The sequence below is a fragment of the Marivibrio halodurans genome (genome assembly GCF_017963645.1).
Taxonomy (GTDB): Bacteria; Pseudomonadota; Alphaproteobacteria; order UBA8366; family Aestuariispiraceae; genus Marivibrio; species Marivibrio halodurans.
Genome location: NZ_JAGMWN010000001.1, coordinates 623778 through 646915 on the forward strand (window position 1 = coordinate 623778; position 23138 = coordinate 646915).

17 protein-coding genes are annotated in these 23138 nt (G+C 65.8%); 11 read left to right on the forward strand and 6 right to left on the reverse strand.

Annotated elements, in window-relative coordinates:
* Window positions 1-3: 3 nt before the first annotated feature.
* Window positions 4-1809 carry a phosphatase PAP2 family protein gene (locus KAJ83_RS19585; RefSeq protein WP_210680488.1) on the reverse strand — a complete coding sequence of 602 codons (1806 nt, stop codon included), beginning with the start codon at window positions 1807-1809 and terminating at the stop codon, window positions 4-6.
* A gap of 166 nt (window positions 1810-1975) precedes the next feature.
* Between KAJ83_RS19585 and KAJ83_RS02830 the strand changes: the two genes are divergently transcribed.
* Both KAJ83_RS02830 and KAJ83_RS02835 read left to right on the forward strand, forming a co-directional pair.
* A complete protein-coding gene (locus KAJ83_RS02830; RefSeq protein ID WP_210680489.1) occupies window positions 1976-2929 on the forward strand; it encodes an alpha/beta fold hydrolase in 954 nt (317 codons plus the stop codon).
* Window positions 2922-3911 carry a threonine ammonia-lyase gene (locus KAJ83_RS02835; RefSeq protein ID WP_210680490.1) on the forward strand — a complete coding sequence of 330 codons (990 nt, stop codon included), beginning with the start codon at window positions 2922-2924 and terminating at the stop codon, window positions 3909-3911. The genes KAJ83_RS02830 and KAJ83_RS02835 overlap by 8 nt, the downstream gene beginning before the upstream one ends.
* A 169-nt stretch (window positions 3912-4080) precedes the next feature.
* Here KAJ83_RS02835 and KAJ83_RS02840 read toward each other — a convergent pair whose 3' ends face one another.
* From KAJ83_RS02840 to KAJ83_RS02850, 3 genes are all read right to left on the reverse strand, one after another.
* A complete protein-coding gene (locus KAJ83_RS02840) occupies window positions 4081-4665 on the reverse strand; it encodes a bactofilin family protein (RefSeq protein ID WP_210680491.1) in 585 nt (194 codons plus the stop codon).
* Entirely contained in the window at window positions 4649-6658 is a 2010-nt protein-coding gene (locus tag KAJ83_RS19590) for a peptidoglycan DD-metalloendopeptidase family protein (RefSeq protein WP_343221922.1), read from the reverse strand. Before KAJ83_RS19590 ends, KAJ83_RS02840 begins: the two co-directional genes overlap by 17 nt.
* Window positions 6659-6945: 287 nt before the next feature.
* Window positions 6946-7305: a hypothetical protein gene (locus KAJ83_RS02850; protein ID WP_210680492.1), complete on the reverse strand. Its 360-nt coding sequence runs from the start codon at window positions 7303-7305 to the stop codon at window positions 6946-6948.
* Between the two features lie 328 nt (window positions 7306-7633).
* On the opposite strand from KAJ83_RS02850, the gene KAJ83_RS02855 reads away from it, so the two are divergent.
* From KAJ83_RS02855 to KAJ83_RS19200, 9 genes are all read left to right on the forward strand, one after another.
* On the forward strand, window positions 7634-8149 hold the full coding sequence (locus KAJ83_RS02855; protein ID WP_210680493.1) for an RDD family protein: 516 nt from the start codon (window positions 7634-7636) through the stop codon (window positions 8147-8149).
* Window positions 8150-8473: 324 nt separating this feature from the next.
* Entirely contained in the window at window positions 8474-9934 is a 1461-nt protein-coding gene (locus KAJ83_RS02860) for a circularly permuted type 2 ATP-grasp protein (RefSeq protein ID WP_210680494.1), read from the forward strand.
* A complete protein-coding gene (locus tag KAJ83_RS02865; RefSeq protein WP_210680495.1) occupies window positions 9931-10887 on the forward strand; it encodes an alpha-E domain-containing protein in 957 nt (318 codons plus the stop codon). The genes KAJ83_RS02860 and KAJ83_RS02865 overlap by 4 nt, the downstream gene beginning before the upstream one ends.
* A 69-nt stretch (window positions 10888-10956) precedes the next feature.
* Window positions 10957-11688 carry an arginyltransferase gene (locus KAJ83_RS02870; RefSeq protein WP_210680496.1) on the forward strand — a complete coding sequence of 244 codons (732 nt, stop codon included), beginning with the start codon at window positions 10957-10959 and terminating at the stop codon, window positions 11686-11688.
* Between the two features lie 397 nt (window positions 11689-12085).
* Window positions 12086-13192 carry a TRAP transporter substrate-binding protein gene (locus tag KAJ83_RS02875; RefSeq protein WP_210680497.1) on the forward strand — a complete coding sequence of 369 codons (1107 nt, stop codon included), beginning with the start codon at window positions 12086-12088 and terminating at the stop codon, window positions 13190-13192.
* Window positions 13193-13375: 183 nt separating this feature from the next.
* Complete coding sequence (locus KAJ83_RS02880) at window positions 13376-14386, forward strand: TRAP transporter small permease subunit (protein ID WP_210680498.1); 1011 nt, start codon at window positions 13376-13378, stop codon at window positions 14384-14386.
* 101 nt (window positions 14387-14487) lie between these two features.
* A complete protein-coding gene (locus tag KAJ83_RS02885; protein ID WP_210680499.1) occupies window positions 14488-17160 on the forward strand; it encodes a TRAP transporter large permease in 2673 nt (890 codons plus the stop codon).
* A 128-nt stretch (window positions 17161-17288) separates the two neighbouring features.
* Window positions 17289-17876 (forward strand): TRAP transporter small permease subunit, encoded by a 588-nt coding sequence (locus KAJ83_RS02890; RefSeq protein ID WP_210680500.1) that lies wholly within the window; start codon window positions 17289-17291, stop codon window positions 17874-17876.
* Between the two features lie 4 nt (window positions 17877-17880).
* Window positions 17881-19713 carry a TRAP transporter large permease gene (locus KAJ83_RS19200; protein ID WP_246484163.1) on the forward strand — a complete coding sequence of 611 codons (1833 nt, stop codon included), beginning with the start codon at window positions 17881-17883 and terminating at the stop codon, window positions 19711-19713.
* 23 nt (window positions 19714-19736) lie between these two features.
* On the opposite strand, the gene parC is transcribed toward KAJ83_RS19200, so the two are convergent.
* Together parC and KAJ83_RS02905 are read right to left on the reverse strand one after the other, a co-directional pair.
* A complete protein-coding gene (gene parC, locus KAJ83_RS02900; protein ID WP_210680501.1) occupies window positions 19737-21968 on the reverse strand; it encodes a DNA topoisomerase IV subunit A in 2232 nt (743 codons plus the stop codon).
* A gap of 71 nt (window positions 21969-22039) precedes the next feature.
* Window positions 22040-23134 carry a nickel/cobalt transporter gene (locus tag KAJ83_RS02905; protein ID WP_210680502.1) on the reverse strand — a complete coding sequence of 365 codons (1095 nt, stop codon included), beginning with the start codon at window positions 23132-23134 and terminating at the stop codon, window positions 22040-22042.
* Window positions 23135-23138: the final 4 nt, after the last annotated feature.

The window sequence follows — 23138 nt, forward strand, 5'->3', positions numbered from 1 at the left end:
GTTCTAGAAATCCATCGAGAGGCTGAAGCCCTGCGCGCCCTCGGTCCGCAGAGCGCCCATCTCCATCGGGCTGTCCTCGGCGAAGGCATCGAGATCGGCCACCGCCTGCCCGATGCCCCATCCGACGAGCGCGCTCAGGAAGACGTCGGAACTCCAGTGCTTGTCGTCATAGATGCGCTGCGCGCCGACGAGGCCGGCGGCGCCATAGGCGACCCAGGGCACCCAGCCGATATGCCCGTATTCGTGCGCGACCGAGCTGGCCGCCGCGAAGGCATAGGTCGTATGACCGGAGAGGAACGAGTTCCCCTCGTCGAACCAATCGTCATTGCCCTGATCCTTCAGTGGCCGGGAGCGGCCGAACAGCGCCTTCGTCGCCTCCACCGGGATCGCCGCCAACAGGACCGACTGGAACCCGTTCAACCCCACGCGTTGAAGCGAGCGGTCACCGGCGACCTCTCCCGCTGCCCAGGCCCCGGCGCCGACCGCGAGAAGGCCGTAGAAGCGCCCGCCGACCTCGACCGCGTCGAAAAAATCGTCGGCGCCGCCGGACTGGCTGTCCTGCGCCGTGTCGCGAATATCCTCGTCCGCCAAATAGAGGGCACCGAAACCGCCGAGCGCGATCGCATCGATGATCAGCGAGCGGGTGCTGAAATCGAAGGGACGCTTCGCCATCTCCCACGGCACCTCGTAGAAACCGGACAGATAATCCGCGTCCCACGGGGCCGGGTCCTGGCAGTCCCCGGGCTCCACCGCGCAATCGACACGCGCGGCGGCGACGGCGGTCGTCGCCTCCTGACCGATATCGATGCGCGTCTCGGGAATCGTGACGCCGGACGCCGCGGACGAACGGGATGCGGACGGCCGGGATGGGGACGGATCGACCGACGCAGGTCCCTGCCCCGCCGTTCCGTCCTGGTCAAACCCCGAGGCAAGCGCGCTGCGCGGCGCGGCGGAGACCTTCTGAAGCGGTTGAGCGCCCCCCCCATCCCACATCGGCGGCAGGTCGCGCCCTCCCTCCCAGGCGATGCCCGTGCGCTCCCGCGCGAAGGGCGCCATGTCGAGCGCGTCTAGCGCCAGGCGAATGCGATAGACTCCCCCGGTCTCCTCCGGGCGTTGCAAGCGCATGGCGGAGACCGTCACCGCCTGCGTCAGATCAATGGCCAGCGCGCAACCGGGCGCCGGTCCCTCGATGCACGCCCACTGCCGGATCAGGCCGCCCTCGCCCAGGCCGGACACGTCGCTCGGCGCGCCGGGCACGAAAACGACGACCCGGCGCCCGTTCGGCGATTCCCAGAAAACGAAATCCGCCGCCCGCGACAGATCGATCGTCAGCGCCGGTCCCTCGGCCCCGGCGCGAAGGGCGACCGCGCCGATATGCGGCGGCGTGGCGCCGGCACCCGACATTTCGTTGTCCACCCCGCCGGAAGTGGGACTGTTCGATGCAAGTTGCTGGACGCGTTCCCTCCCGGCGGAGTCCATTCCGGTCGGAAGGGCCTCCCCAGCATTATCGTCCGCCCCACCGATGACCGTCGTGGTCCATTCACTCGCGCCGCCATCTGCCCGGTCGGCCGGAGGGGAGAGCGTCGAGGGATCCACATCCGTCGGAGCCATCGGCTCCAGCGCCGGCCGATCCGCCGTGCCCGGCCCCTCCTGGCGCCACCCGTTGGAATCGACGACGACCGTTTGCGCGACCGCGTTCTGGCCCTTGATGGTGGGCACCACACTGGTTCCCAGGACCGCGCCCGCGATCGCGACCGTGACACGCATCGCCAGGGCGCGCCGCCCCCCCATGACCAAACGGACAAACACCGGGGCTTCCCCTTTCCCTCACGAAGGATTGACGCAAGATCAATGTAAGACCCGAATGCGCCAACTCTTGCCCGAATTCCGAGCGCGCAAAGTAGCACGTGAACGAATCGGTTCAAGATACAATAATAAATGACTTCTTCGGAACCGACCACGATAGGCGCCCCCCATGACGGCATGTGATTCCCAATGCATCAAGCGGCTGGCGCGGACGGTTCGGGCCGCCGACGGGCGTGTCCTCTTCGCTTGGGATTATCCGGCCGCCCCGGGGAAAGACGCCGTGTCGCGGCAGGCGCGCCTCACCGTCCTCTGCCTCGCCGGAATCGCGCGGCATTCGGCCGATTTCGACGATTTGGCCCGGCATCTGGCGGGGCGCGGACATCGTGTCGTCGCGCCCGACTATCGCGGGCGCGGCCGCTCGGCGCGCGACCCCAACCCCGCCAACTACCGGCCCGAAACCTATCTGGAAGATATTCGGCATTGTCTGATCGCGCTGCGTACCGGGCCGGTCGTGGTGGTGGGCAGTTCGATGGGCGGGTTGCTCGCCATGGGCATGGGGGCGGCCATGCCCATGATGCTGCGCGGCGCGGTACTGAACGATATCGGACCCGATATCGGTGGTGGCGGACTGGGGCGGATCGTCGGCTATCTCGGCGCGGGCCGGCACTACGCGGATTGGGACGCGGCCGTCGCGGCGCTGCAAGGCCTGATGCCGACCCTTAACCCCGGACCGCACGGCGCCGCGACCGGGACGAAGGCGGGGCCGGCGGACTGGCGCCGCGTGGCGGAGGCGACCTTTACCCAAGGAGCGGACGGGCGCCTTCATCCGGCCTGGGATCCGGCTATCGCCGAACCACTACGCGGTGGCGCATCGATCCCCGACCTTTGGCCCTATTTCCGAAGCCTGCGGGCGAAGCCGGTGCTTGCCATCCGGGGCGGCCGGTCGGACATTCTTAGCGCGGATGGACTGGACCGAATGGCGGCGGCGCACCCGCGCTTGCGCACGCTGACCCTGCCGGGGAAGGGCCATACCCCGACGCTGGACGAACCGGAAAGCCTGGAGGCGATCGATGGATTCCTCGACGACATCGAATGCGGCGACCGACCGGTCGACAATGGGTGAGCCCATCCCCCTTCCCGATACCGCGGAGATCGAGGCAGCGGCCGAGCGCCTGGCGGGGCGCGTCGTGGAAACCCCGCTCCTGGAATCGGCCTTGCTCAACGAGCGCGTGGGCGGGCGCGTTCTGGTCAAGCCCGAATGCCTGCAACGCACCGGTTCCTTCAAGTTCCGGGGGGCCAGCAACCGCATCCTCGCCCTCACGCCCGAGGAACGGTCGAAAGGCGTGGTGGCTTTTTCCAGTGGCAACCACGCCCAGGGCGTGGCGCTGGCCGCGCGGCTTGCGGGCGTATCCGCCACCATCGTGATGCCCGCCGACGCCCCCGCCATCAAGCGGGCGAATACGGAAGCCTATGGCGCGACCGTCCGCCTCTATGACCGCCATGCCGAGGATCGCGAGGCGATCGGCGCCGAGATCGCGGCACGGACAGGCGCGACCCTCGTTCCCCCCTATGACGACGCTTATGTGATCGCGGGCCAAGGCACGGTCGGGTTGGAGATCGACCGGCAATTGACGGACCTCTCGGTCACGCCGGATCAGGTGCTTTGTTGCTGCGGTGGGGGCGGATTGATCGCCGGCACCTCGCTCGCCCTCAAGGCGCGGCGCCCGGATCTCCCGATCTTCGCCTGCGAACCGGAGGATTTCGACGACACCGCCCGCTCGCTCGCGAGTGGATCACGCGAAAGCGTCGCCGCCGACGCGCGGTCGATTTGCGACGCTCTGATGGCCCCGCGTCCGGGCGCGATCACCTTCGCCATCAACAGTCGCACGCTGGCGGGCGGCCTCGTGGCGAGCGACGACGAAGTCCGGGAGGCCATGCGCGTGGCCTTCCAGACGCTGAAACTGGTGGTCGAGCCGGGCGGCGCTATCGCGCTCGCCGCGCTTCTCGCCGGACGGATCGAGACGCGGGGTCGGACGAGCGTGGTGGTCCTGTCCGGCGGCAACACCGACCCGGGCTTCTTCGCGGAAGTGTTGGGAGCGGCCTGAGGACACCATCGCCCCCTTCTATTGCCCCCTTCACATGCGGGCTATAATTCGGCTGCCCTGCCCCCGGCTGCCTTGGTCCGGATAGTATCTCGTCGGTCGCCGGAGGGACGTCGCCCGGGGGGACGCCGCCCGTCATAGCGCCTCCGGAGCCCCCCGCGAACGACGCGACCTAATAGGATTTCGCCGGCTCCGCGAGCGCGGATGCCTCCGGCTTGTCATCCGAGCCGGCACCATCCTTATCTGACGTCTTGCCTGCATTCTGCGCCATATCCGGCTTGGGCGGCAGGGCCGGCCCATCCACCGCGGACGAGGGGGATTTGCTCACCGGCTTCAGCCGCTTATCGACGTCATCCACCCGTCGGCAAAGGCCCTGCATATGGGCACCCGCCTCGATCGCGAGGCGATCGTGATAGATATCGCCGATAACGCGGGCACTGGCGGTCAGCGTAACTTCCCGGCCCGTGATCTCGCCCTCGACCGTCCCGGCGATCCGGATATGATCGGCGATCAGCGCGCCTTGCACCTTGGCGCTTTCCCCGATCGTGACCTTCTGGGAACGGACGTCTCCGATGACCACGCCGTCGATCTGAATGTCGCCGGTCGAGGTGAGATCGCCTGTGATCGAGAGCGATTCCGAGATGATGGACGGCGCCGAATTCTTCTTAGGCGCCGGTTTCTCGGGAACCGGCGCGACGTCGGTGGTTGCGGCACCCGCACTGCGCGGCGGGGGAGAATTCTTAGATCTTGAAAACATGTTTTCCAGCCTCGATGAACTGCTCGGGATCCAACGGCTCCCCATCGACCTGCACTTCGTAGTGAACATGCGGGCCGGTGGAGCGACCGGTGCTTCCGAGCTTTCCAATGGTTTCACGATGCTCGACGCGCTGCCCCTTCTTGACCGCGATCGATTTCATGTGGGCATAGACGGTTCGGATGCCGCAGCCGTGATCGATCACGACCTTGTTCCCGTAACCGCCGTCACGGCCAGCGCGTACGACCGTACCCGGGGCCGCCGCCATGATCGAGATCCCGGGCCAACCACCGAGATCCACCCCTTCATGAATCGCCCACCGGTTGTTGAAGGGGTCCTTCCGTTTCCCGAAAGGGCTGGTCACGTGATAATTGTCGATCGGCGAGATCAACGGAACACAGCGCACGACCTGTTGCAGCGCGCGCCAGCGATTGATCCGGGTCTCCAGCAACTCGACATCCTCGGCATAGGTCTCCGGCAGGGCGGCGGGCAGCGCCTCGACGCTCGCCTCCAGCATCGGGCCGCCCTTTCCGCCCTCGAACCCCACACGGCGCAACATGGCATCGACATCCAGGCCCGCGAGCTTCAGAAGTGCTTCGGTATTGTGGAGGTTCTTCTCCGTCTCCTCGGACAGCCGCTCGACCAGGGTGCGTTGACTGTCGTGCAGCCCTTCGATCTCGCTCAACAAGGCTTCGGCATGGCCGACCGGGTCGCCGATATCGCCCGTACCCCTCCAAGCGCTGGAAGTATCCGCATGGACGCCGCCCGATTGCGGGGTGATCGAGGCCAGCAGCCCGATCAGATCCGACTTATCTCCCTCGGGGGAAGCGTCGGCCATATCGCCCGCCGCCCCGCCGGACGCGGTACGCACCGCCCCCGAATCCTTGGCGAGGCGCGCGAGGCTCATGACCACCTCGGACAGGGTCGACTCGGCCGCGTCGGCGCGCCGGCGCGCCTTATGCAAGTCGCTGACGACACTGCGGCTCTCGCTTTCCAGCGCGGCCAGGGCGTCCCCTTCCCGATCCACGGATAATCCCGAGATCGATGCCAGATCGCGCACCACATGCTCAATCCGCCGTTCGGCCGCGCGCCGCGCCGACCGGCTCTCCGAAAGATCGTCGCGCACCGCCGCCAGCCGCTCGTTGAGCGAATCGCGCTCGGCCTCCACCGTCTCGACCGCTTCCTTCGTGCTGTCCAAGGCGTCGGAAAGGGTCGCCATCCGTCCGCGCAACGCCCGCTCGCGCCGGTCGGTCGCGGCCAGCTCGCCACGCACGTCGCGCAGCGTGCGGGCCAGATCGGCGCTCGCCCGATCCGCCGCTTCCTGCGCGGTCAGGGCCCGATCCCGCTCCTGTATCAGCCGCCCGACCTGACCGGTCAGTTGCCGGCCCTGGTCGCGCGCGTCGGCAAGCGCGCTCTCCAATTCCTGAATACGGGAATGCAAGGCATCGCGGCTCTGCACGATGCGTTGACGATCCGCCTCGGTAACGTCGAGATCCGTGGCGATGCGATCGAAGGCGCCCTCGATCCGGGTGCTGATCTCCGCCAATTCCTCCAGATCGACGGCCAGGGCCTCGTCGGTCTCGACTCCAGACACCGGGCCATGGCCCTCATCGGCCTCGATCTCGCGCTGACGGGCGAAGATGCCGCGCGCCAACACACCAACGCGGACACGGTAGGTTTCGAGATCGGCGCGCACGCGGTCATAGGCAAGCTTCGCCTCGACGATCTCCGCGTCCTGCTTGTCGAGGTTCGTCTGCTGCCAATAGGAAACGCCCGTCCCGACGGCGGCCCATAGGCCGAGAGCGGAAACCATGCCGACGAGCGATCCCTGCATCCAGGGACGAAGACGCAGATAGCGGACACGATCCTCGCTGCGGATCAGGAGCTCCCGTTCGCGGAAAATCCACCTCAGGCGGTCCTGGAGATTCTCCCTTACCCCCTTGGCGCGTCCCCCCTTGGTCTCCACATCCTCGGTGTCTTTTGAGCTACTCCCCACGCGATCCCCATATGGCGCGAATTCGCCGCGCTCACCAAACCCACCGGGAAAGACGTCGCCCCACACGGTGGAACCCAACGCAAATATGGTCTTCCGGCAACCTGCCCGATTGCCTTGATCCGCACGATCAATGTCCCGCGCGTCACCCTGGCGGCGGCCCGCAATGGCGGGCCGCGCACCGTCCTCATCCGATGGATTCCGTTCTAGTCGATAAGCTTGCCGGGCGCGAGTCAAAATCGGCGGCGGCGGGCCGCGTCACGACCAACGCAGGTCCGGCGCGTATCGGATCACCCCTCCGCCGAACCGCCGAGGGACCGGGCAATTCGGTCGATCGTCTCATCGTCCGAGACCAGGCAATCGAGCGGCAGGACGCGCCCGTTCGGTAGTCTCACGGAGACCGTTTCCAGGCTGCGCGAATCGCATGGGCCGAGCAGGCTGATCTCGCCACCATTAATACGGAAAAGCAGCCGATCGCCGGACCGGTGAGAATCCCCGGCATCCGGATCGAAATCGAACGCGAAGCGGTCGCCCCGCGTGAAGTTCCAGCCATACCGCTCGCCCGGCTGGGGAACGGGGATGCGGACATAGCCGCTCCCTGCCCGTGAGCTCCGTGCCCGTGAACGGTACGAGGGGAATGCGAGGGTCATATCGCCCGATCCTTTCATGCCGATCACCCCATGCGCCACCATCGAACCGCCCCTCCCGCGCACAGGGATTTAATCCCGCATCATTTAAAAACTTCCTAAAGCCCCCGCGCGCATGGATAACACCGCCCTTCCAACAAGACGTCCCACAGCGCCCTTTCCGTAAGACGTACCACAGTACGTCACGCAAGAGCCGCACCAAGTCGTCATGCCTCCCCTTTCGCGCAAGACCTTGCGGTCACGCGGCCCCGGCGCCATATCGCCCGGTGGACCAAACGCGCCCACCGGAGACCGTGGGCATGAACCGAGGCAGGCACGCGGAAACAACGGAATGGCAGGACGGAACATCGATCCGCACGGCACGGCACGCCGGGGCTTCACCCTGGGCGGGCATGATTCCGAGACGGATATCGAGGACCGCCTACGCGACCCGGCCCTAACCGAGGGAACGGTCCTGCGGCGGGTTGTCGGCTATGCGATCGACGTGGTGATTCTGGCGGCCATCGGTTTCGCGATCCATTTGGTGGTCTTCATGACATTGGGCTTGCTGGCGCCGCTGCTTTATCCGCTGCTGGTCGTGCTGCCGTTGATCTATCATACTTATTTCGTCCAATCGGCGGCCTCGGCGACGATCGGCCAGCGCCTCGCCGGGTTGGAGGTAAGGCGCCTCGATGGTGGACGGCCGGGTCCGCTGCAGGCTTTCGTCATGGTGTGCCTGTTCTACCTCACCCTGGCGCTGACCAGTGGACTTCTGCTGCTCTGGTGCCTGATCGACGACCGCGGCCGTTGTCTGCACGATATCCTTTCCGGCACGCTGGTCTTGCGCGGCGACCGGGTCGGCGCGTAGTGGCGCGACGGTCGAACGCATCGCCCCGGGACGAACGGGCGGCAACCGATAGGAACGATCATTCCTTGCTTTCCGCCAGCCGGACGCCCTAGGCTTTCGAACGAGGGATCCCGGCAAGAGGATCCGACACGCCTGCGGGGATCGAGCGGCAGGATCGATCATCGATCGCACGGAACGCCGATGGCCGGATCGGGGCACCCGCCCCGGGGACTTGGATCCCGGGCGGGGGAACCGACGGGTTGGGTGTTCCGGCGTCGCGGGTCATTCCCGCCGGAACGGGCGGCGCCTGAAGGATCGGGCGCGCGCTGGCGAAACAGGGGTACCATGAACGAGAGCATCGGCGCCGGAATCGGCTTGCCAGGCTATGACCCCCAAGGGTTCTTCTGCGAGATTTTCGGAGGCGCCCAGGGGGCGCCCGCCCCCTCCCCCGCGATCCAGGAGCGGTTGAAGCAACTCGATACGAACGACCTTTCCGCGCGCGCCAAGGCAGCGGAGGAGGAACTGTTCAATCTCGGCATCACCTTCACCGTCTACACGGAACGGGAAGCCATCGACCGCATCCTGCCCTTCGACGTGATCCCGCGCCTGATCGGCGCACGGGAATGGGTGGGCCTCGACCGCGGCGTGAAGCAGCGCGTCACGGCGCTGAACCACTTCCTGCACGACATCTATCACGATCAGAAGATCATCAAGGACGGGGTGGTTCCCTCCGAACTGATCAACGGCAACAAGAACTTCCGCCCCCAGATGGTCGGGCTGAACCTGCCGCACGATACCTATGTCCATATCTGCGGGATCGACTTGGTGCGGGGCGCGGACGGGGCCTTCCGGGTGCTGGAGGACAATGCGCGCACGCCCTCCGGCGTCTCCTACGTGATCGAGAACCGGCACATGATGCTGCGTGCCTTCCCCGATCTGACGCGCGATATCGGCCTGCGCGACGTGGACGAATACGGCGCGCGCCTGCACAAGGCGATGCACGAGGTGGCGCCGGTCGATATCGACGAGCCGCAGGTGGTGCTGCTCTCTCCCGGCACCTACAATTCGGCCTATTTCGAGCACATCTTCCTCGCCCGCGAGATGGGCGTGCCGCTGGTCGAGGGACGCGACCTGCTGGTCGGGGAGGACGACCGCGTCTATATGCGCACGACCGCCGGCCTCGCGCCCGTCCACGCGATCTATCGCCGCATCGACGACGATTTCATCGACCCCGAGGTCTTCCGCGAGGACAGCATGCTGGGCGTGCCGGGCCTGATGCGTGCCTATTGGAAAGGCAATGTAACGCTCGCCAACGCGGTCGGCACCGGCGTCGTCGACGACAAGGCGGTCTATGCCTACATGCCGCGCGTCATCAAATACTATCTCGACGAGGATCCGATCATCGAGAACGTCGAAACCCATATCTGCGGCGAGGCCGAGGGGCTGCGATACACCCTCGACAATCTCGACAAGCTGGTGGTCAAGCCGGTCGGGGAAAGCGGCGGCTACGGCATCCTGATCGGCCCGCAGGCGAGCAAGGAGGAACTGGCCCAGTTCCGCGAGAAGCTTAAGGCCGACCCGGCCAATTTCATCAGCCAGCCGGTGATCAGCCTTTCCGTCTGTCCCACGCTCGTCGATGGGCGGATCGAACCCCGCCATGTCGATCTGCGTCCCTTCTGCATCACCGGCCGGGACAGTTGGGTCCTGCCCGGGGGGCTCACTCGGGTCGCGATCAAGCGCGGCTCGCTGGTCGTCAATTCGAGCCAGGGCGGCGGCTCCAAGGACACATGGGTGCTGACCGAATGAGCCAGCCCCTTCTCGCCCGCTACGCCGAATGCATCTACTGGATGGCCCGCTACATGGAGCGGGCGGAGAATCTCGCCCGCCTCGTCGAGGTCAACGAGGTCTTCGCCCGCGATCACCGGGGAAACCACAATTGGGATGCGATCATCCGCCTGAACGCCGATTGGGACGCCTTCCGAAAACGCCATGACGAGGCAACGGAAGCCAATGTCACCTATTTCTACCTGCTCGACCCCGAGCATCCGGGCTCGGTCTATTCCACGGTCCGCATGGCGCGGGAGAACGCGCGCACGCTGCGCCCCTTCATATCGACCGAGATGTGGACGCACCTGAACGCGATCTATAACCGCCTGCGCGCGGTCGAGGCCGGGCCGGGCCGCCTGCCCAACATCGCCGATTTCTGCAAGCGGCTGAAGCAGGACTGCCAGGCCCATAACGGCATCACGGAAGGCACCTTCTATCGCGATCAGGGGTGGGCCTTCTATCAGATCGGCAAGTATCTGGAGCGTGCCGACCAAACGACGCGGTTGATCGACGTGAAGTATCACGCCCTGCTGCCCTCGCCGAGCGATGTCGGATCGCCCCTCGACGAGAGCCAATGGAACGCGCTGCTGCGATCGGTCGCGGGCTATCATGCCTATCGCCGGGCCCACCCCCATGATCTCAGCCCGGCCAAGGTTGCCTCCTTCATGATCCTGAACGGGCAGTTCCCGCGCTCGGTGCGCTATTGCGTCGGGGAATGCTCGCGCAATCTGGCTACCCTAATCACCACCTTCCAACTTCCGCGCGGTATCGAGGTCACGGACCCCATCGACGTCCTGCATCAACGCTTGGAAGAATCCGATATCGAGAGCATCATAGCCTTCGGAATGCACGAATTCCTCGATTCGGTGCAGGTGGAGTTGATCGAGGTGTCGCGCGCGATGGCACGGGCCTATTTCGGGGGCGAGGAATAGCGGGAATAGCGAAGCGGAAATCCCGCCGGCCCCCTCGGGAAAGGTCCGGCGCGAAGCAAGGATACCGCCATGACGGTACAGCGCAGCCCCACGATGCTGGTTTTCCATCGCTCCGGCGCGATGCATTGTCCCTATCTCTCCGGGCGGGTCGAACAGCAGCTTTTCGCGGAGTTGAGCGGCCCCGACGCCCAGGAACAGTTCGAACATCTGAGCCGGCACGGCTTCCGGCGGTCGCATCATATCGTCTATCGCCCCGCCTGCCGGGGGTGCGAGCAATGCATCCCCGTGCGCATCCGGGTAGCGGACTTCAAATGGACCCGATCCTTCCGGCGGATCGCCGCGCGCAACCGCGATCTCACGGTCCGCGACATCGGCGCCAGCGCGACGGAGGAGCAATACGCCCTCTTCGCCCGCTATGTCGGCACGCGCCACGGCGACGGCGATATGGCGGATATGAGTTTTCGTGACTATGCCAACCTGGTGGTGGCGAGTCCGATCGACACCACGCTCCTGGAGTGGCGCGATTCGTCGGGCCGGCTGCGCGCGGGCTGCATCGCGGATAGACTCGGCGACGGCTATTCCGCCGTGTACAGCTTTTTCGACCCGGCCGCGGACCGCCGCAGCCTCGGCAGCCAGGTCATCCTATCCCTGGTCGAGATGGCCTTGGAGCGCGGCATGCCCCACGTCTATCTCGGTTTCTGGGTGCCGGGCAGTCCCAAGATGGCCTACAAGGCGCGCTTCCAACCGCTGGAATGCTTCGGTCCCGACGGGTGGCGCGTCCAGGATGGCCCCGACGTCTAGGAGACGCGCGCGGGACTGTTGCATGTAAAACAAATTGCGCTATAAATCCCTTAATCGGGTGCTAAAAGCCGAGCCTAACGGGTAAGACGGATCGCGGGTGGGAACGTGTCCCGGACACGATAACCGCGCAGCGAACCGAACTGGACATCGAAACCGTCGAGTCCGGTTTGGACGGGAGCGAACCTCAGGGGGCGTACACCACCATCTGAAGCGGGTTTCCGCACAAATCAAGGCCTCGGGCACAGCCGAAGGGGGCATGCGCACGCGTGCGACCGCCTCCCCGACCGGACCGTGGCGTCGTCGGTACCACCAAGGGCCCCAGGGCATCGCGGTCGGAGGCCGGCGGCCTCGCGGTCCACCCCAACCAGAGACCATCCAATCTCATAGGGAGACTTCCATGAAACGTCGCGATTTCATCAAGGGTGCCGGCATCGCCGCCGGTGCGGGCGTCGCCGCCGCCGCGTCATCGACCCTCTCCGCCCCGGCCGTCGCGCAGGAGCGCATCTCGATGGTCGTCGTCTCGACCTGGCCGCGTGACTTCCCCGGTCTCGGCACCGGCGCCCAGCGCTTCGCGGAGCGCGTCGGCGAGTTGTCGGACGGCCGCATCAATGTCGAGTACTACGCCGCCGGAGAGCGCGTCGGCGCCTTCGATGCGTTCGACGAAGTCGCGTCGGGCAATGCACAGTGCTATCACGGGGTCGAGTACTACTGGAAGGGCAAGCACCCGGCCTGGGTCTATTTCGGCGCCGTTCCGTTCGGCCTGACCTACACCGAGATGACCGCCTGGATTCGCTATCTCGGCGGCCAGGAGCTGTGGGACGAGGTCGGCGACGAGTTCGGCCTGAAGGGCTTCATGTGCGGCAACACGGGCGTCCAGATGGGCGGCTGGTTCAACAAGGAAATCAACTCCTCCGAGGACCTCAAGGGTCTGAAGATGCGCATCCCGGGCCTGGGCGGCGACGTCATGGCGAAGCTCGGCGCCTCGCCGGTTTCGCTGCCGGGCGGCCAGATCTACGAGAACCTGGTCTCCGGCTCGATCGAGGCGACGGAGTGGGTCGGCCCCTGGAACGACTATGCGATGAAGTTCTACGAGGCCGCCAAGTACTACTACTATCCGGGCTTCCATGAGCCGGGCCCGATCCTGTGCTCGACCATGAACAAGTCCTGGTTCACCAGCCTGTCGAAGAACGACCAGCTGCTGATCGAGGCGGCCGCCACGATGGAGAACGACATCCTGATGGCCGAGTTCAACGCGAAGAACGGTCAGTACCTCACCAAGCTCGTCGATGAGCAGGGTGTGGAGCTGCGTCGCTTCAACGACGACGTCTATGACGCCTTCGGCCGCGCGTCGGCCGAGGTCTTCGAGGAGACCCGCGCGCATGACGATCTCACCAACCGCGTGCATGAAAGCTTCCTGAACGCGCGTCAGGAGGTCGGTAGCTGGGCGAACCTGGCCGACACGGCCTATATCGCGCAGCGTAACCGCGTCCTCGGCAACAGCTAAGCCGGGAAGCGGAAATATCCGCGCGAGATAACGGGACGGGACGTCCTCATGGGCGTCCCGTCCTCTCGTGCCGGGTCATGCTCTCGTGCCGGGTCATGGGACATTCGTTCGTTGATTTGAGTCTTGCCGCATTGCTCCCGGGCCCGATGCTCGCCCGGGTATAAGGACCGGATGGGAAGGATCATGGACGCAGCCACCGCACAGACCGGAAACGGCGAAACACCCGCCGGCGGAAATGGACAGGTCCTGGCGGTACGCGCCGCCGGTTGGGTCTCCGTCGCGCTGCTCGGCGCCTATCTGATCAATATCGTATTGACGATCTATCTCGGGATTCCGGGTGTGACCGCGCTCGGCGGGGAGGATGGCGCCATCGGGTCTTTCGTGGTCCTGCTGGCCTATGCCGTCGCCATCGTGCTGCCGATCATTTTCGTCGCGCGCACGCCGGGGCGCGGTCTTCGGGCGGATGCCGCGGCGATGTCGGCTCTCGTCAATTTCATCATCCGCGCGGCCTTCTGGTCCGTGGTTCTGATCGGCGTCGTGGATGCCGCGATATCCTTCCTGCGGGTCGAGGGGTTCTTGACGGCGCTGACGGGTGAAGCGCTGGCCGGCGAACTGGGCCGGTCCCACTATCGCGGCACATGGATCCATATTCCGCTCGTCGCCATCGGTTTCCTGCTCGCGCTGCGTACACGGACGCTCGGCTTTCAATGGCTGGCGCTGCTCGTCGTCCTGGCGGAATTGGTGATCGTCATCGGCCGTTTCGTCTTCTCCTATGAGCAAGCCTTCCAGGGTGATCTGGTACGCTTCTGGTATGGCGCGCTGTTCCTGTTCGCCAGCGCCTACACGCTGTTCGACGATGGGCATGTTCGTGTCGACGTGCTCTATGCCGGGATGAGCGACCGCGCCAAGGGCAAGGTGAACGCGATCGGTTCGGTCCTGCTCGGGCTCGCGCTCTGCTGGGTCGTCCTCTATTTCGGCATGGGCGAGAAATCGAGCATCGTGAACAGCGCGATGCTGTCCTTCGAGGTCTCGCAATCCGGCTTCGGAATGTATGTGAAGTACTGGATGGCGAGTTTCCTCGCCGTCTTCGCCGTCACCATGGCGATCCAATTCACCAGCACCTTCGTCGAGGGTGTCGCGGATTGGCGTGGGGACCCCGGCAAGCGCGAAACCACACCGACCGGGGGGCAATGATCGCGGTTCGTGCCGTCGAGGGGGCTCTTTCGGCACGAAACCGTTTTTAGGGGTTTGGGGTCATTCCGCTCTCGCGGGCGGAGAAACTGTACGAGAACGCCATGGAACTGCTCTTTCTCGCCATTCTGGTCATCATCATGGCGAGCGCGCTCGCGTCCGGCTTTCCGGTCGCCTTCTCGCTGCCGGGATCGGCCATCGTCACGGTCCTTCTGGCCGCCGGTACTGGCTATCTGTTCGAGGGCAATCCGGCCGCGTACTTCGCGGAAGGCGGGCCGAGCAATTGGTTGAGCGCCGGGGTCACGAATTTCAGGGGCATCTATTGGGAGGTCGAACGCGACACCCTGATAGCGATCCCGCTCTTCGTGTTCATGGGCATCATGCTCCAGCGGTCGAAGATCGCGGAAGACCTGCTGATCTCCATGGCCCAATTGTTCGGTCCGGTACGCGGCGGTCTCGGTATCTCGGTCGTCTTCGTGGGCGCGCTCCTGGCGGCGACCACGGGCATCGTCGGCGCGACCGTCGTCGCCATGGGGCTGATCTCGCTGCCCGCCATGATCCGGAACAAATACGCGAACTGGCTCTCCACCGGCACGATCGCGGCTTCCGGCACGCTGGGCCAGATCATCCCTCCCTCGATCGTGCTGATCATCCTGGCGGATCAGCTCGCCAGCGCCGTCGATCAGGCCGGCGCCGTGCGCACGCAGATGTACAAGGACATTACCGGCGAATTCTCGATGCCGAGCGAATTCGGCATCGTCTCCACCAGCGCCGGCGACATGTTCATGGGCGCGATGGTGCCCGGCCTCGTATTGGTCGCGATCTACATGGTCTTCATCCTGGCGATCGCCTTCGTCAATCGGAAGGCCGCTCCGCCGGTACCGAAGGAAGGTGGTTTCGACCGGCAATTCTGGAGCAGGGTGGCGATCGCCCTGGTGCCGCCGCTGACACTGATCTTCGTCGTGCTCGGCTCGATCATCGCGGGTATCGCAACGGTCAATCAGGCGGGCGCGATCGGTGCCGTCGGCGCGACCGTCATGGCGGGCTACCGACTTTATGACGGCAGGAAGGGCGCCTTCTATCCGGCGATCCTGGCGGTCGTATCGGCCGGTGTGATCCTGACCATCACCGCCGTCCACATGGTCAATGTGAAGTCGATCCAGACGTCGGTCGACGTGCTGGCGCTGGTCGCCGCCACGATCGCGGTGATCGTCTTCCTTTTCGCCGTCGCCTGGAGCTTCTGGCGCACCTTGAAGGTGGACGACACCTTGCGCGGCGTCCTGATCGAGACGGCGAAGACCACCTCGCTCGTCTTTATCATCCTGCTGGGCGCGGCGATGCTGACGGCCGCCTTCCGCGCCTTTGGCGGCGAGGAGCTGGTGCGGGAATTCCTACAAGGCCTGCCCGGCGGCTTCTGGACCCAGTTCATCATCGTCATGGCGGTGATCTTCGTCCTCGGCTTCTTCCTCGATTTCATCGAGATCGCGGTCGTGGTCGTGCCGATCGTCGCGCCGATCCTGTTGGCCGACCCCGGCGCCAATATCACCGCCGTCTGGCTCGGCGTGATGATCGGGCTCAACATCCAGACATCTTTCCTGACACCCCCCTTCGGCTTCGCGCTGTTCTATCTGCGTGGCGTGGCCTCGAAGGCCGTGAAGACGGTCGAGATGTACAAGGGGGTCGTCCCCTTCATCGCCTTGCAGCTTCTGGCACTGGTCATCGTTGGGTCCTATCCGGCCCTGGTGAATTATCTGCCCACCCGGATATCCTTGCTTTCAGAGACCGCGCCACCGCCGAAGAACCCCCGGCTCCAGGCCTGTATCGAGGATTACGTCTCGATGCGTTTCAGCCGTGACGGAGACGAAATCCGGGCCGCCATCGCCTCGGCGGAGGGGTGGGATCTAACCCTCCTGCCGGAGGATCTGGCGGGAGACGTCGCCGAGGCGATCAATCTGGCCGGACAATCCTTCTCCGCGATGGAGGAGGCCCGGGCCGAAAGCGCGCATATCGAGGAAGCCAAGATCGACTACCAGCCGCTGCGCGACGAAGTGCGGCGCCTGCAGAGCATCGCCAGCCGCGACGCGGAATTGATCGAGGAGACGGGCCAGGAACTCGACAACGTCAAACGCTATAGCCCGGATCAGACACAGCGTATCGCGGAACTCGAAGAGGAACTCGAGTCGTTGAAGGCCGACCGCGAGGCGATGCTGGCGAACATCCCGCCGCGTTGGGACGAGGCACGGGCCGACATGAAAAAGCTCCTCGCCCAGGAGAAGCGCGCCTATCTCAACTATCGACGGACCGTGGACAATGCCTATGAGCCGATCGGGGTCCTGAAGCGCACCTTGCGCGACGGGGACGCGCTGGCGGCCATGCGGGAGGACGTCGCCGCCCTGAGCCAACCGGTCGAGGCCGGCGATTTCGCGTCCGCCGAGGAAGATATCGGCGACGTACTCGCCGCCGTGCGCGAGTTGGAGGGAACCAACGATCTGGCGACCCTTCTGTCGGACATGCGCCGGGCAATTCGAGAATCCGGCTCCAGCGCCCCGGATCCGGAAGAGGCCCTATCGCTCCACGGCGAGGCAATGACGATGCTGGAGGACGAAATCGCCTGGCGCTCCCAGGCGGCCGAGCAGCTTCTGCCGAAGGTCATCGCCTATGACGAGGCGGTCCGCGATACGATCGGTCTGCGCCTGTTGGAGCGTCTGCCGCGCCGTGTCGCCCTCTATGTCGCTGACTGCAATTCCGTGCACCGGGATATCTCGGTCAACTTCTAGGGAAGGCTGGACGGAACAGCCCGTATCCGATGGTATAGGGCGAATTGAATGGAACACGGGCCGGGCACCGACCGGATATTCTGGGCGGTGTCCGGCCCGCGTCCTTGTCCGAACCGCCGGAGGTTGCGATGCGCCATCGGGCGCCCTCCCCCTCGACCGCGCCCCGGGACATGGGCCCGGCCGCTCTCGTCTCAGGGCTTGCCGACGCGATCGACCGGGTGAACCGTTCGATCGGCGCGGTTGTCGGGTGGTGCGCGTTGATGCTCGTCCTGGTTCAGGCGGGTATCGTGCTGATGCGCTATATCTTCGGTGCCGGATCGGTCTTTGCGCAGGAGGCCGTGCTCTATCTCCATGGCACCCTTCTCCTGCTCGGCGCCGCCTATACGTTGAGCCGCGACGGCCATGTCCGGCTCGATCTCTTCCACCGGAATTTCGGCCCGCGCGGCCGGGCGCTCGTCGATCTGATCGGCACGGCGGTCCTATTGATACCCGTGGCACTGGTCATATGGAGCACCGGCTGGGGTTATGTCGCGTCCGCCTGGCAAAGCCTCGAAGGCTCGCCGGAGGTCTCCGGCATTCCGGCGCGCTTCCTGTTGAAATCGGCGATCCTCGGTTTCGCGGGCTTGCTGTTGCTACAAGCCGTCGCCTCGCTGCTGCGCGCGGGCTTGGTTCTCGCCCGCCCCTCCCGGCACGGCACCGCCCGGGAGGGAAAGTGAGCGCATGACGGTTGGCCCCTATCTCGATATCGCCATGCTGGCCGCGCTCTGCGCGGCGCTGCTGGCGGGCTTCCCGGTCGCCTTCACGCTGGCCGGGGTGGCGCTGATCTTCGCCTTCATCGGATGGGGCGCGGGTGTCTTCGATCCGGCCTTCCTCGGCGCGCTGCCCAGCCGCCTGTTCGGTGGGATCGTCTGGAATGAGGTGCTGGTCGCCGTCCCCCTCTTCATCTTCATGGGCGTGATGCTGGAGCGGTCCAAGGTCGCGGAGGATCTGCTGGAGGCCATGGGCGCGCTATTCGGGCGGTTGCGCGGCGGCCTCGGCATTTCGGTAACGCTGGTCGGCATGCTGCTCGCCGCCTCGACCGGAATCGTTGGCGCGACGGTCGTGACCATGGGCCTCCTATCCCTGCCGACCATGCTGAAGCACGGCTATGCCAAACCCTTCGCCTGCGGCACGATCTGCGCGGCCGGGACGCTGGGGCAGATCATTCCCCCGTCGATCGTGCTGGTGATCCTCGGCGATCAACTCTCCAACGCCTATATCGAGGCGCAACGCTCCATCGGCAATTTCGCGCCGGAGCCGCTTTCCGTCGGCGATCTCTTCGCCGGCGCCCTGATCCCCGGCCTGCTGCTGGTCGGCCTCTATATCCTCTATCAGATTGGCGTCGCGTGGGTGAGCCCGGCGAGCGCACCCTCGATCGCCCCTGCCGGCGGCATGAGCGCCGGCGCATCGGGAACCCCAGCGGTCGGCCGGGCCTTGCGGGCCCTGGCGCCGCCGCTGGTCCTGATCGTCGCGGTGCTGGGCACCATCCTGGCCGGCGCCGCCACGCCCAGCGAGGCGGCCGCCGTCGGCGCCGTCGGCGCGACGCTGCTGGCCGGGCTACGGTTGCGCCCCAATGGTGAGAACGGCGGGAAAGACGCGGGCGAGCCCCCCTGCCCCGACCACGAACAGGGGACGCTCGTCACGACGATTTCCGGCGGTTTCTGCGGCCTTGTCACCGGCGCGATCCTGGGCGACTGGATCGCGGCGGCGCCACTGCCCGGACTGCTTCTCGGCCTTGTGGGCGGGGCGCTGGCCGCGCGGCTGGGATGGCTCGCGCGGGGCTTGCGCGCGCTCGACCCTGCGGGAAGCCAACGCCCCATCCTGGCGGCGGGCGGGGCGGTTCTCCTCCTCCTGCTCCTGCGCGCGGCCTTCGATCTGCGCTGGCAGCGGGAGAGCGTGCCCCTTCAGGACGGCATCGCCATCGCGGCGGCGGTCGGGGCGAGCCTCGTTCTCCTATGGGGACTCGCGGTGGCGCTCTGGCGGGCCTGGGCAACGGATGTGCTGATATCCGTCAACCGCACGGTGATGGAGATCACGGCGATGATCTTCACCATCCTGATCGGCGCGTCGCTCTTCAGTCTGGTCTTCCGGGGCCTGGGCGGGGAGGAATTGGTGCGCGAGGGGTTGTCGGCCGCGCCCGGCGGCTTTCACGGCGCGCTGCTGATCGTGATGTTGATCATGTTCGTGCTGGGCTTCTTCCTGGATTTCGTGGAGATCACCTTCGTCGTGGTGCCGCTGGTCGCGCCCATCCTGCTGGCGATCGAGGCGATCAACCCGATCTGGATCGGCATCCTGATGGCCATCAACCTACAGACCAGCTTCCTGACGCCGCCCTTCGGCTTCGCGCTGTTCTATCTGCGCGGCGCGGCGCCGGACGCGATCGCGACCACCGATCTCTATCGCGGCGCGGTGCCCTTCGTGTTGATTCAGGTTCTGGCGCTGGGCCTGATCGCGGCTTTCCCGACATTGGCCACATGGCTGCCGAGCGCGCTGTTCGGCACCAGTTTCGGATAACGAACGGCGCGAGGTCCCTACCCTCAATCGAACTTGTTGGAGCGCGGAAAGCCCGCCGGCGGCATGCGGCCCGCCTGGGCCCGCTTACCGATCCAGCCGGTAAGATCCATCTCCGTGCGGGTGCGGTCGCCGATGCGCCAGGTGAGGCCTTCCTTCTTGCGGAAGAACTTCACGTCGCTCATCCCCCCGTCCCGGTATTTCTGAAGCATCACGCCACGACCGCGCGTCATCTCCGGCAGTTCCTCGATCGCGAAGAGCAACAACTTGCGGTTCTTGCCGATGACCGCGACATGGTCTCCCTCGGCCACGCGGCAGAAGGCGGCCTCCGCCTTGTCGGCCACGTTCAGCACCTGCTTGCCGTTGCGGGTCTGGGCCACGACCTCGGTTTCCTTGACCAGGAAACCGCGGCCGTCGGTCGAGGCGACGAGCAGCGTGCGCGCCGGATCGTGCACGAGCAATTGGACGAAATCGTGCTCGTTCGATAGGTCGAGCATCAGGCGCAGCGGCTCGCCATTGCCGCGCCCGCCCGGAAGCTTGTCGCAGCCGACCGTATAAAAGCGCCCGTTCGTCGCGAAGACCAGCAGCTTGTCCGTCGTCTGCGCATGAAGGAAGAAGCCGGGGCCGTCCCCCTCCTTGAACTTGATCTCCGCATCCTCGGCCAGATGGCCCTTCATGGCGCGGATCCAACCCTTCCTGGAGCAAACGACGGTGACCGGCTCGCGCTCGATCATGGCTTCCAGCGGGACCTCCACGGCCTGGGGCGCCTGCGCGATGACGGTCCGGCGGCGGCCGATGTCGGTATCGGGACCGACGGTCTTCTTCAAATCCTTGAGTTGCCCGGCGATGCGCTTCCAACGCAGCCCCTCGTCCCCGAGAAGCGCGATCAGCCCCTTCAGTTCCTCCGCGAGTTTCTCGTGCTCCTTGCGGATCTCGATCTCCTCCAGCTTGCGCAGGGAGCGCAAGCGCATATTGAGGATCGAGTCCGCCTGAAGCTCGCTCAGTTCGAAGCGCCGGATCATCTCCTTCTTGGGCTCGTCCTCCTCCCGGATGATGCGGATGATCTCATCCAGGTTGAGATAGCAGATGATATAACCTTCGAGGATTTCCATCCGCCGCTCGATCTGCGCCTTGCGGTGCTCGGACCGGCGCACCAGCACCTCGTGCCGGTGATCGAGGAATTCCTGCAACGCCTCGCGCAGATTGACGAGCTTCGGCACCTTCCCGCCATCAACCAACACGTTCATGTTGAGGGAGAAGCGGCTTTCCAGGTCGGTCTGACGGAACAGCGTTTCCATCAGGACCTCGGCCTCGACATTGCGCGACTTGGGCTCGAGGACGATGCGCACATCCTCCGCCGACTCGTCGTGAATGTCGGTCAGCATGGCGATCTTGCGGTCCATCACCAGTTCGGCGATCCGTTCCACCAGCCGGGATTTCTGAACCTGATAGGGAATCTCGGTAATGACGATCTGATACTGACCGCCCTTGAGGTCCTCCACATGCCATTTGGCGCGCACCCGGAAACTGCCGCGGCCAGTGGCATAGGCCTCCGTGACGGTCTCGCGATCCTCCGCCAGCACGCCGCCGGTCGGAAAATCCGGCCCGGGGATGAATTCCACCAGCTTCTCGATCGTCGCCTTCGGATGCTTGATCAGATGGATCAGCGCATCCGTCAGTTCCGCCGCGTTATGCGGCGGGATCGAGGTCGCCATGCCGACCGCGATGCCGGAAGCACCGTTCGCCAACAGGTTGGGCAGACCGGAGGGTAGGACGACCGGCTCCTCCCCCTCCCCGTCATAGGTCGGGCGGAAATCGATCGCATCCTCGTCGATGCCGTCCAGGATCAACTCGGCGATCGCGGTCAGGCGCGCTTCCGTGTAGCGCATGGCCGCCGGATTGTCGCCGTCGATCGAGCCGAAATTCCCCTGCCCGTCCACTAGCGGATAGCGCACCGCGAAATCCTGCGCGAGGCGCACCATCGCGTCATAGATCGCCTGGTCGCCATGGGGGTGATACTTACCCATGACGTCGCCGACGATGCGCGCGCATTTCTTGAAGCCGGTCTGCGGGTTCAGCTTCAATTCCCGCATGGCGTAGAGCAGCCGGCGATGCACCGGCTTCAGCCCATCGCGCGCATCCGGCAGCGAGCGGCTGGTGATGGTGGAGAGCGCATAGGCCAGATAGCGTTCGCTCAACGCCTCGTCGAAGGGCGCGCGCCGCACCTCGTTGGCGGGGCCGGTCATCTCGTCGGTCATGGTCGGAAGCTCCCGTTGGCTACCGGATAGTGTAGCGATCGGCGCCGCTCACGCAAGATATTGACAGCGCCTCAGAGCGCCCCGCCCCGGCTCGCCGCCCCCATCAGAAGCAACGCGCCGACCGCCGCGACGGCCAGGCTTCCCGTCACGGCGAGGACGCGCATCGACAGCGCCACACGCGCCGCCGCGCGCCCCTCCCCGGCCCCGATCGCGCCGACGCGCAGCAAGCCACGGCGCGCCAGGATCGCCGCCACCCCGATGGCGGAAATGGTGATCGAGACGCCGACCGCCATCGCCACGGCCGACAGCGCGCCGATCAGGAATATGCCGTTGCCCAGCGCGAAGAAGAGCACGATCAGCGCACCCGTGCAGGGCCTGAGCCCCGCGACGACCGCGGCCGACAGATATTCCCAGCGCGACCCGAGGCGCGCCGCCGCCTCGTCGTGATGCCCGTGCGCGTGAGCATGCCCGTGATGGTGATGACCGCAAGCATGGTCGTGGTCGTGCCCATCATGATCGTGCCCTCCATGTCCATGATCGTGACCGCACTCGCGCCCCGTCAGGGCCGCCCAGGTCATGGCGAGGCCGAGCGCCAGAACCAACGCATAGGAGACCATCTCCACCACCGGCATGGCCCCCAATATCGCCGTGCGGCTGCCCGCCAGGACAAGCCCCAATCCGCCTACGATCACGATCGCCGAAACGGCCTGGATCGCCGCGATCAGCGCGCCGAGCGCGAGCCCCCGCCGGATCGTCGCCTCCCGCGCCAGGAAATAGGTGGAGATCACCGCCTTCCCATGTCCCGGCCCGACCGCATGAAAGACGCCATAAAGGAAGCTGAGCCCGATCAAAGCCAGCGCCGGCAGCAACGCCCCCTGTTCGTGATAGGCGGCGATGTGCGCGCGCAGAGCTTGGTTGAAGGCCAGTTGCTGGCGCGCGGTCCAGGCGATCGCATCGCGGAGGGGGCCCGGCAACGTCGCGACCCACCCCTGGGAAGAGCGCGTGCCACCCAGAGCCGTCCCCTGCCCGTCCGCCTTTTCCGCCGTCGCGGGCGCCGTGCCCTCCTGCCCCGCGCCCAGCAAGGAGGTGGCCGAGGCCGGCGCGCCCACGGCGCCGGACAGCGCGAGGACTGTCAAAATGATCGCCGCCAGGACCGCATGGCGCATGGGT

Coding starts and splice junctions, on each gene's coding strand:
- KAJ83_RS02865 (WP_210680495.1), top strand. CDS start 9,931: ATGAGCCAGCCCCTTCTCGCCCGCTACGCCGAATGCATCTACTGGATG.
- KAJ83_RS02835 (WP_210680490.1), top strand. CDS start 2,922: ATGGGTGAGCCCATCCCCCTTCCCGATACCGCGGAGATCGAGGCAGCG.
- KAJ83_RS02840 (WP_210680491.1), bottom strand. CDS start 4,665: ATGTTTTCAAGATCTAAGAATTCTCCCCCGCCGCGCAGTGCGGGTGCC.
- KAJ83_RS19200 (WP_246484163.1), top strand. CDS start 17,881: ATGACGGTTGGCCCCTATCTCGATATCGCCATGCTGGCCGCGCTCTGC.
- KAJ83_RS02890 (WP_210680500.1), top strand. CDS start 17,289: ATGCGCCATCGGGCGCCCTCCCCCTCGACCGCGCCCCGGGACATGGGC.
- KAJ83_RS02870 (WP_210680496.1), top strand. CDS start 10,957: ATGACGGTACAGCGCAGCCCCACGATGCTGGTTTTCCATCGCTCCGGC.
- KAJ83_RS02860 (WP_210680494.1), top strand. CDS start 8,474: ATGAACGAGAGCATCGGCGCCGGAATCGGCTTGCCAGGCTATGACCCC.
- KAJ83_RS02875 (WP_210680497.1), top strand. CDS start 12,086: ATGAAACGTCGCGATTTCATCAAGGGTGCCGGCATCGCCGCCGGTGCG.
- parC (WP_210680501.1), bottom strand. CDS start 21,968: ATGACCGACGAGATGACCGGCCCCGCCAACGAGGTGCGGCGCGCGCCC.
- KAJ83_RS02885 (WP_210680499.1), top strand. CDS start 14,488: ATGGAACTGCTCTTTCTCGCCATTCTGGTCATCATCATGGCGAGCGCG.
- KAJ83_RS02850 (WP_210680492.1), bottom strand. CDS start 7,305: ATGACCCTCGCATTCCCCTCGTACCGTTCACGGGCACGGAGCTCACGG.
- KAJ83_RS02830 (WP_210680489.1), top strand. CDS start 1,976: ATGACGGCATGTGATTCCCAATGCATCAAGCGGCTGGCGCGGACGGTT.
- KAJ83_RS02880 (WP_210680498.1), top strand. CDS start 13,376: ATGGACGCAGCCACCGCACAGACCGGAAACGGCGAAACACCCGCCGGC.
- KAJ83_RS02855 (WP_210680493.1), top strand. CDS start 7,634: ATGGCAGGACGGAACATCGATCCGCACGGCACGGCACGCCGGGGCTTC.
- KAJ83_RS02905 (WP_210680502.1), bottom strand. CDS start 23,134: ATGCGCCATGCGGTCCTGGCGGCGATCATTTTGACAGTCCTCGCGCTG.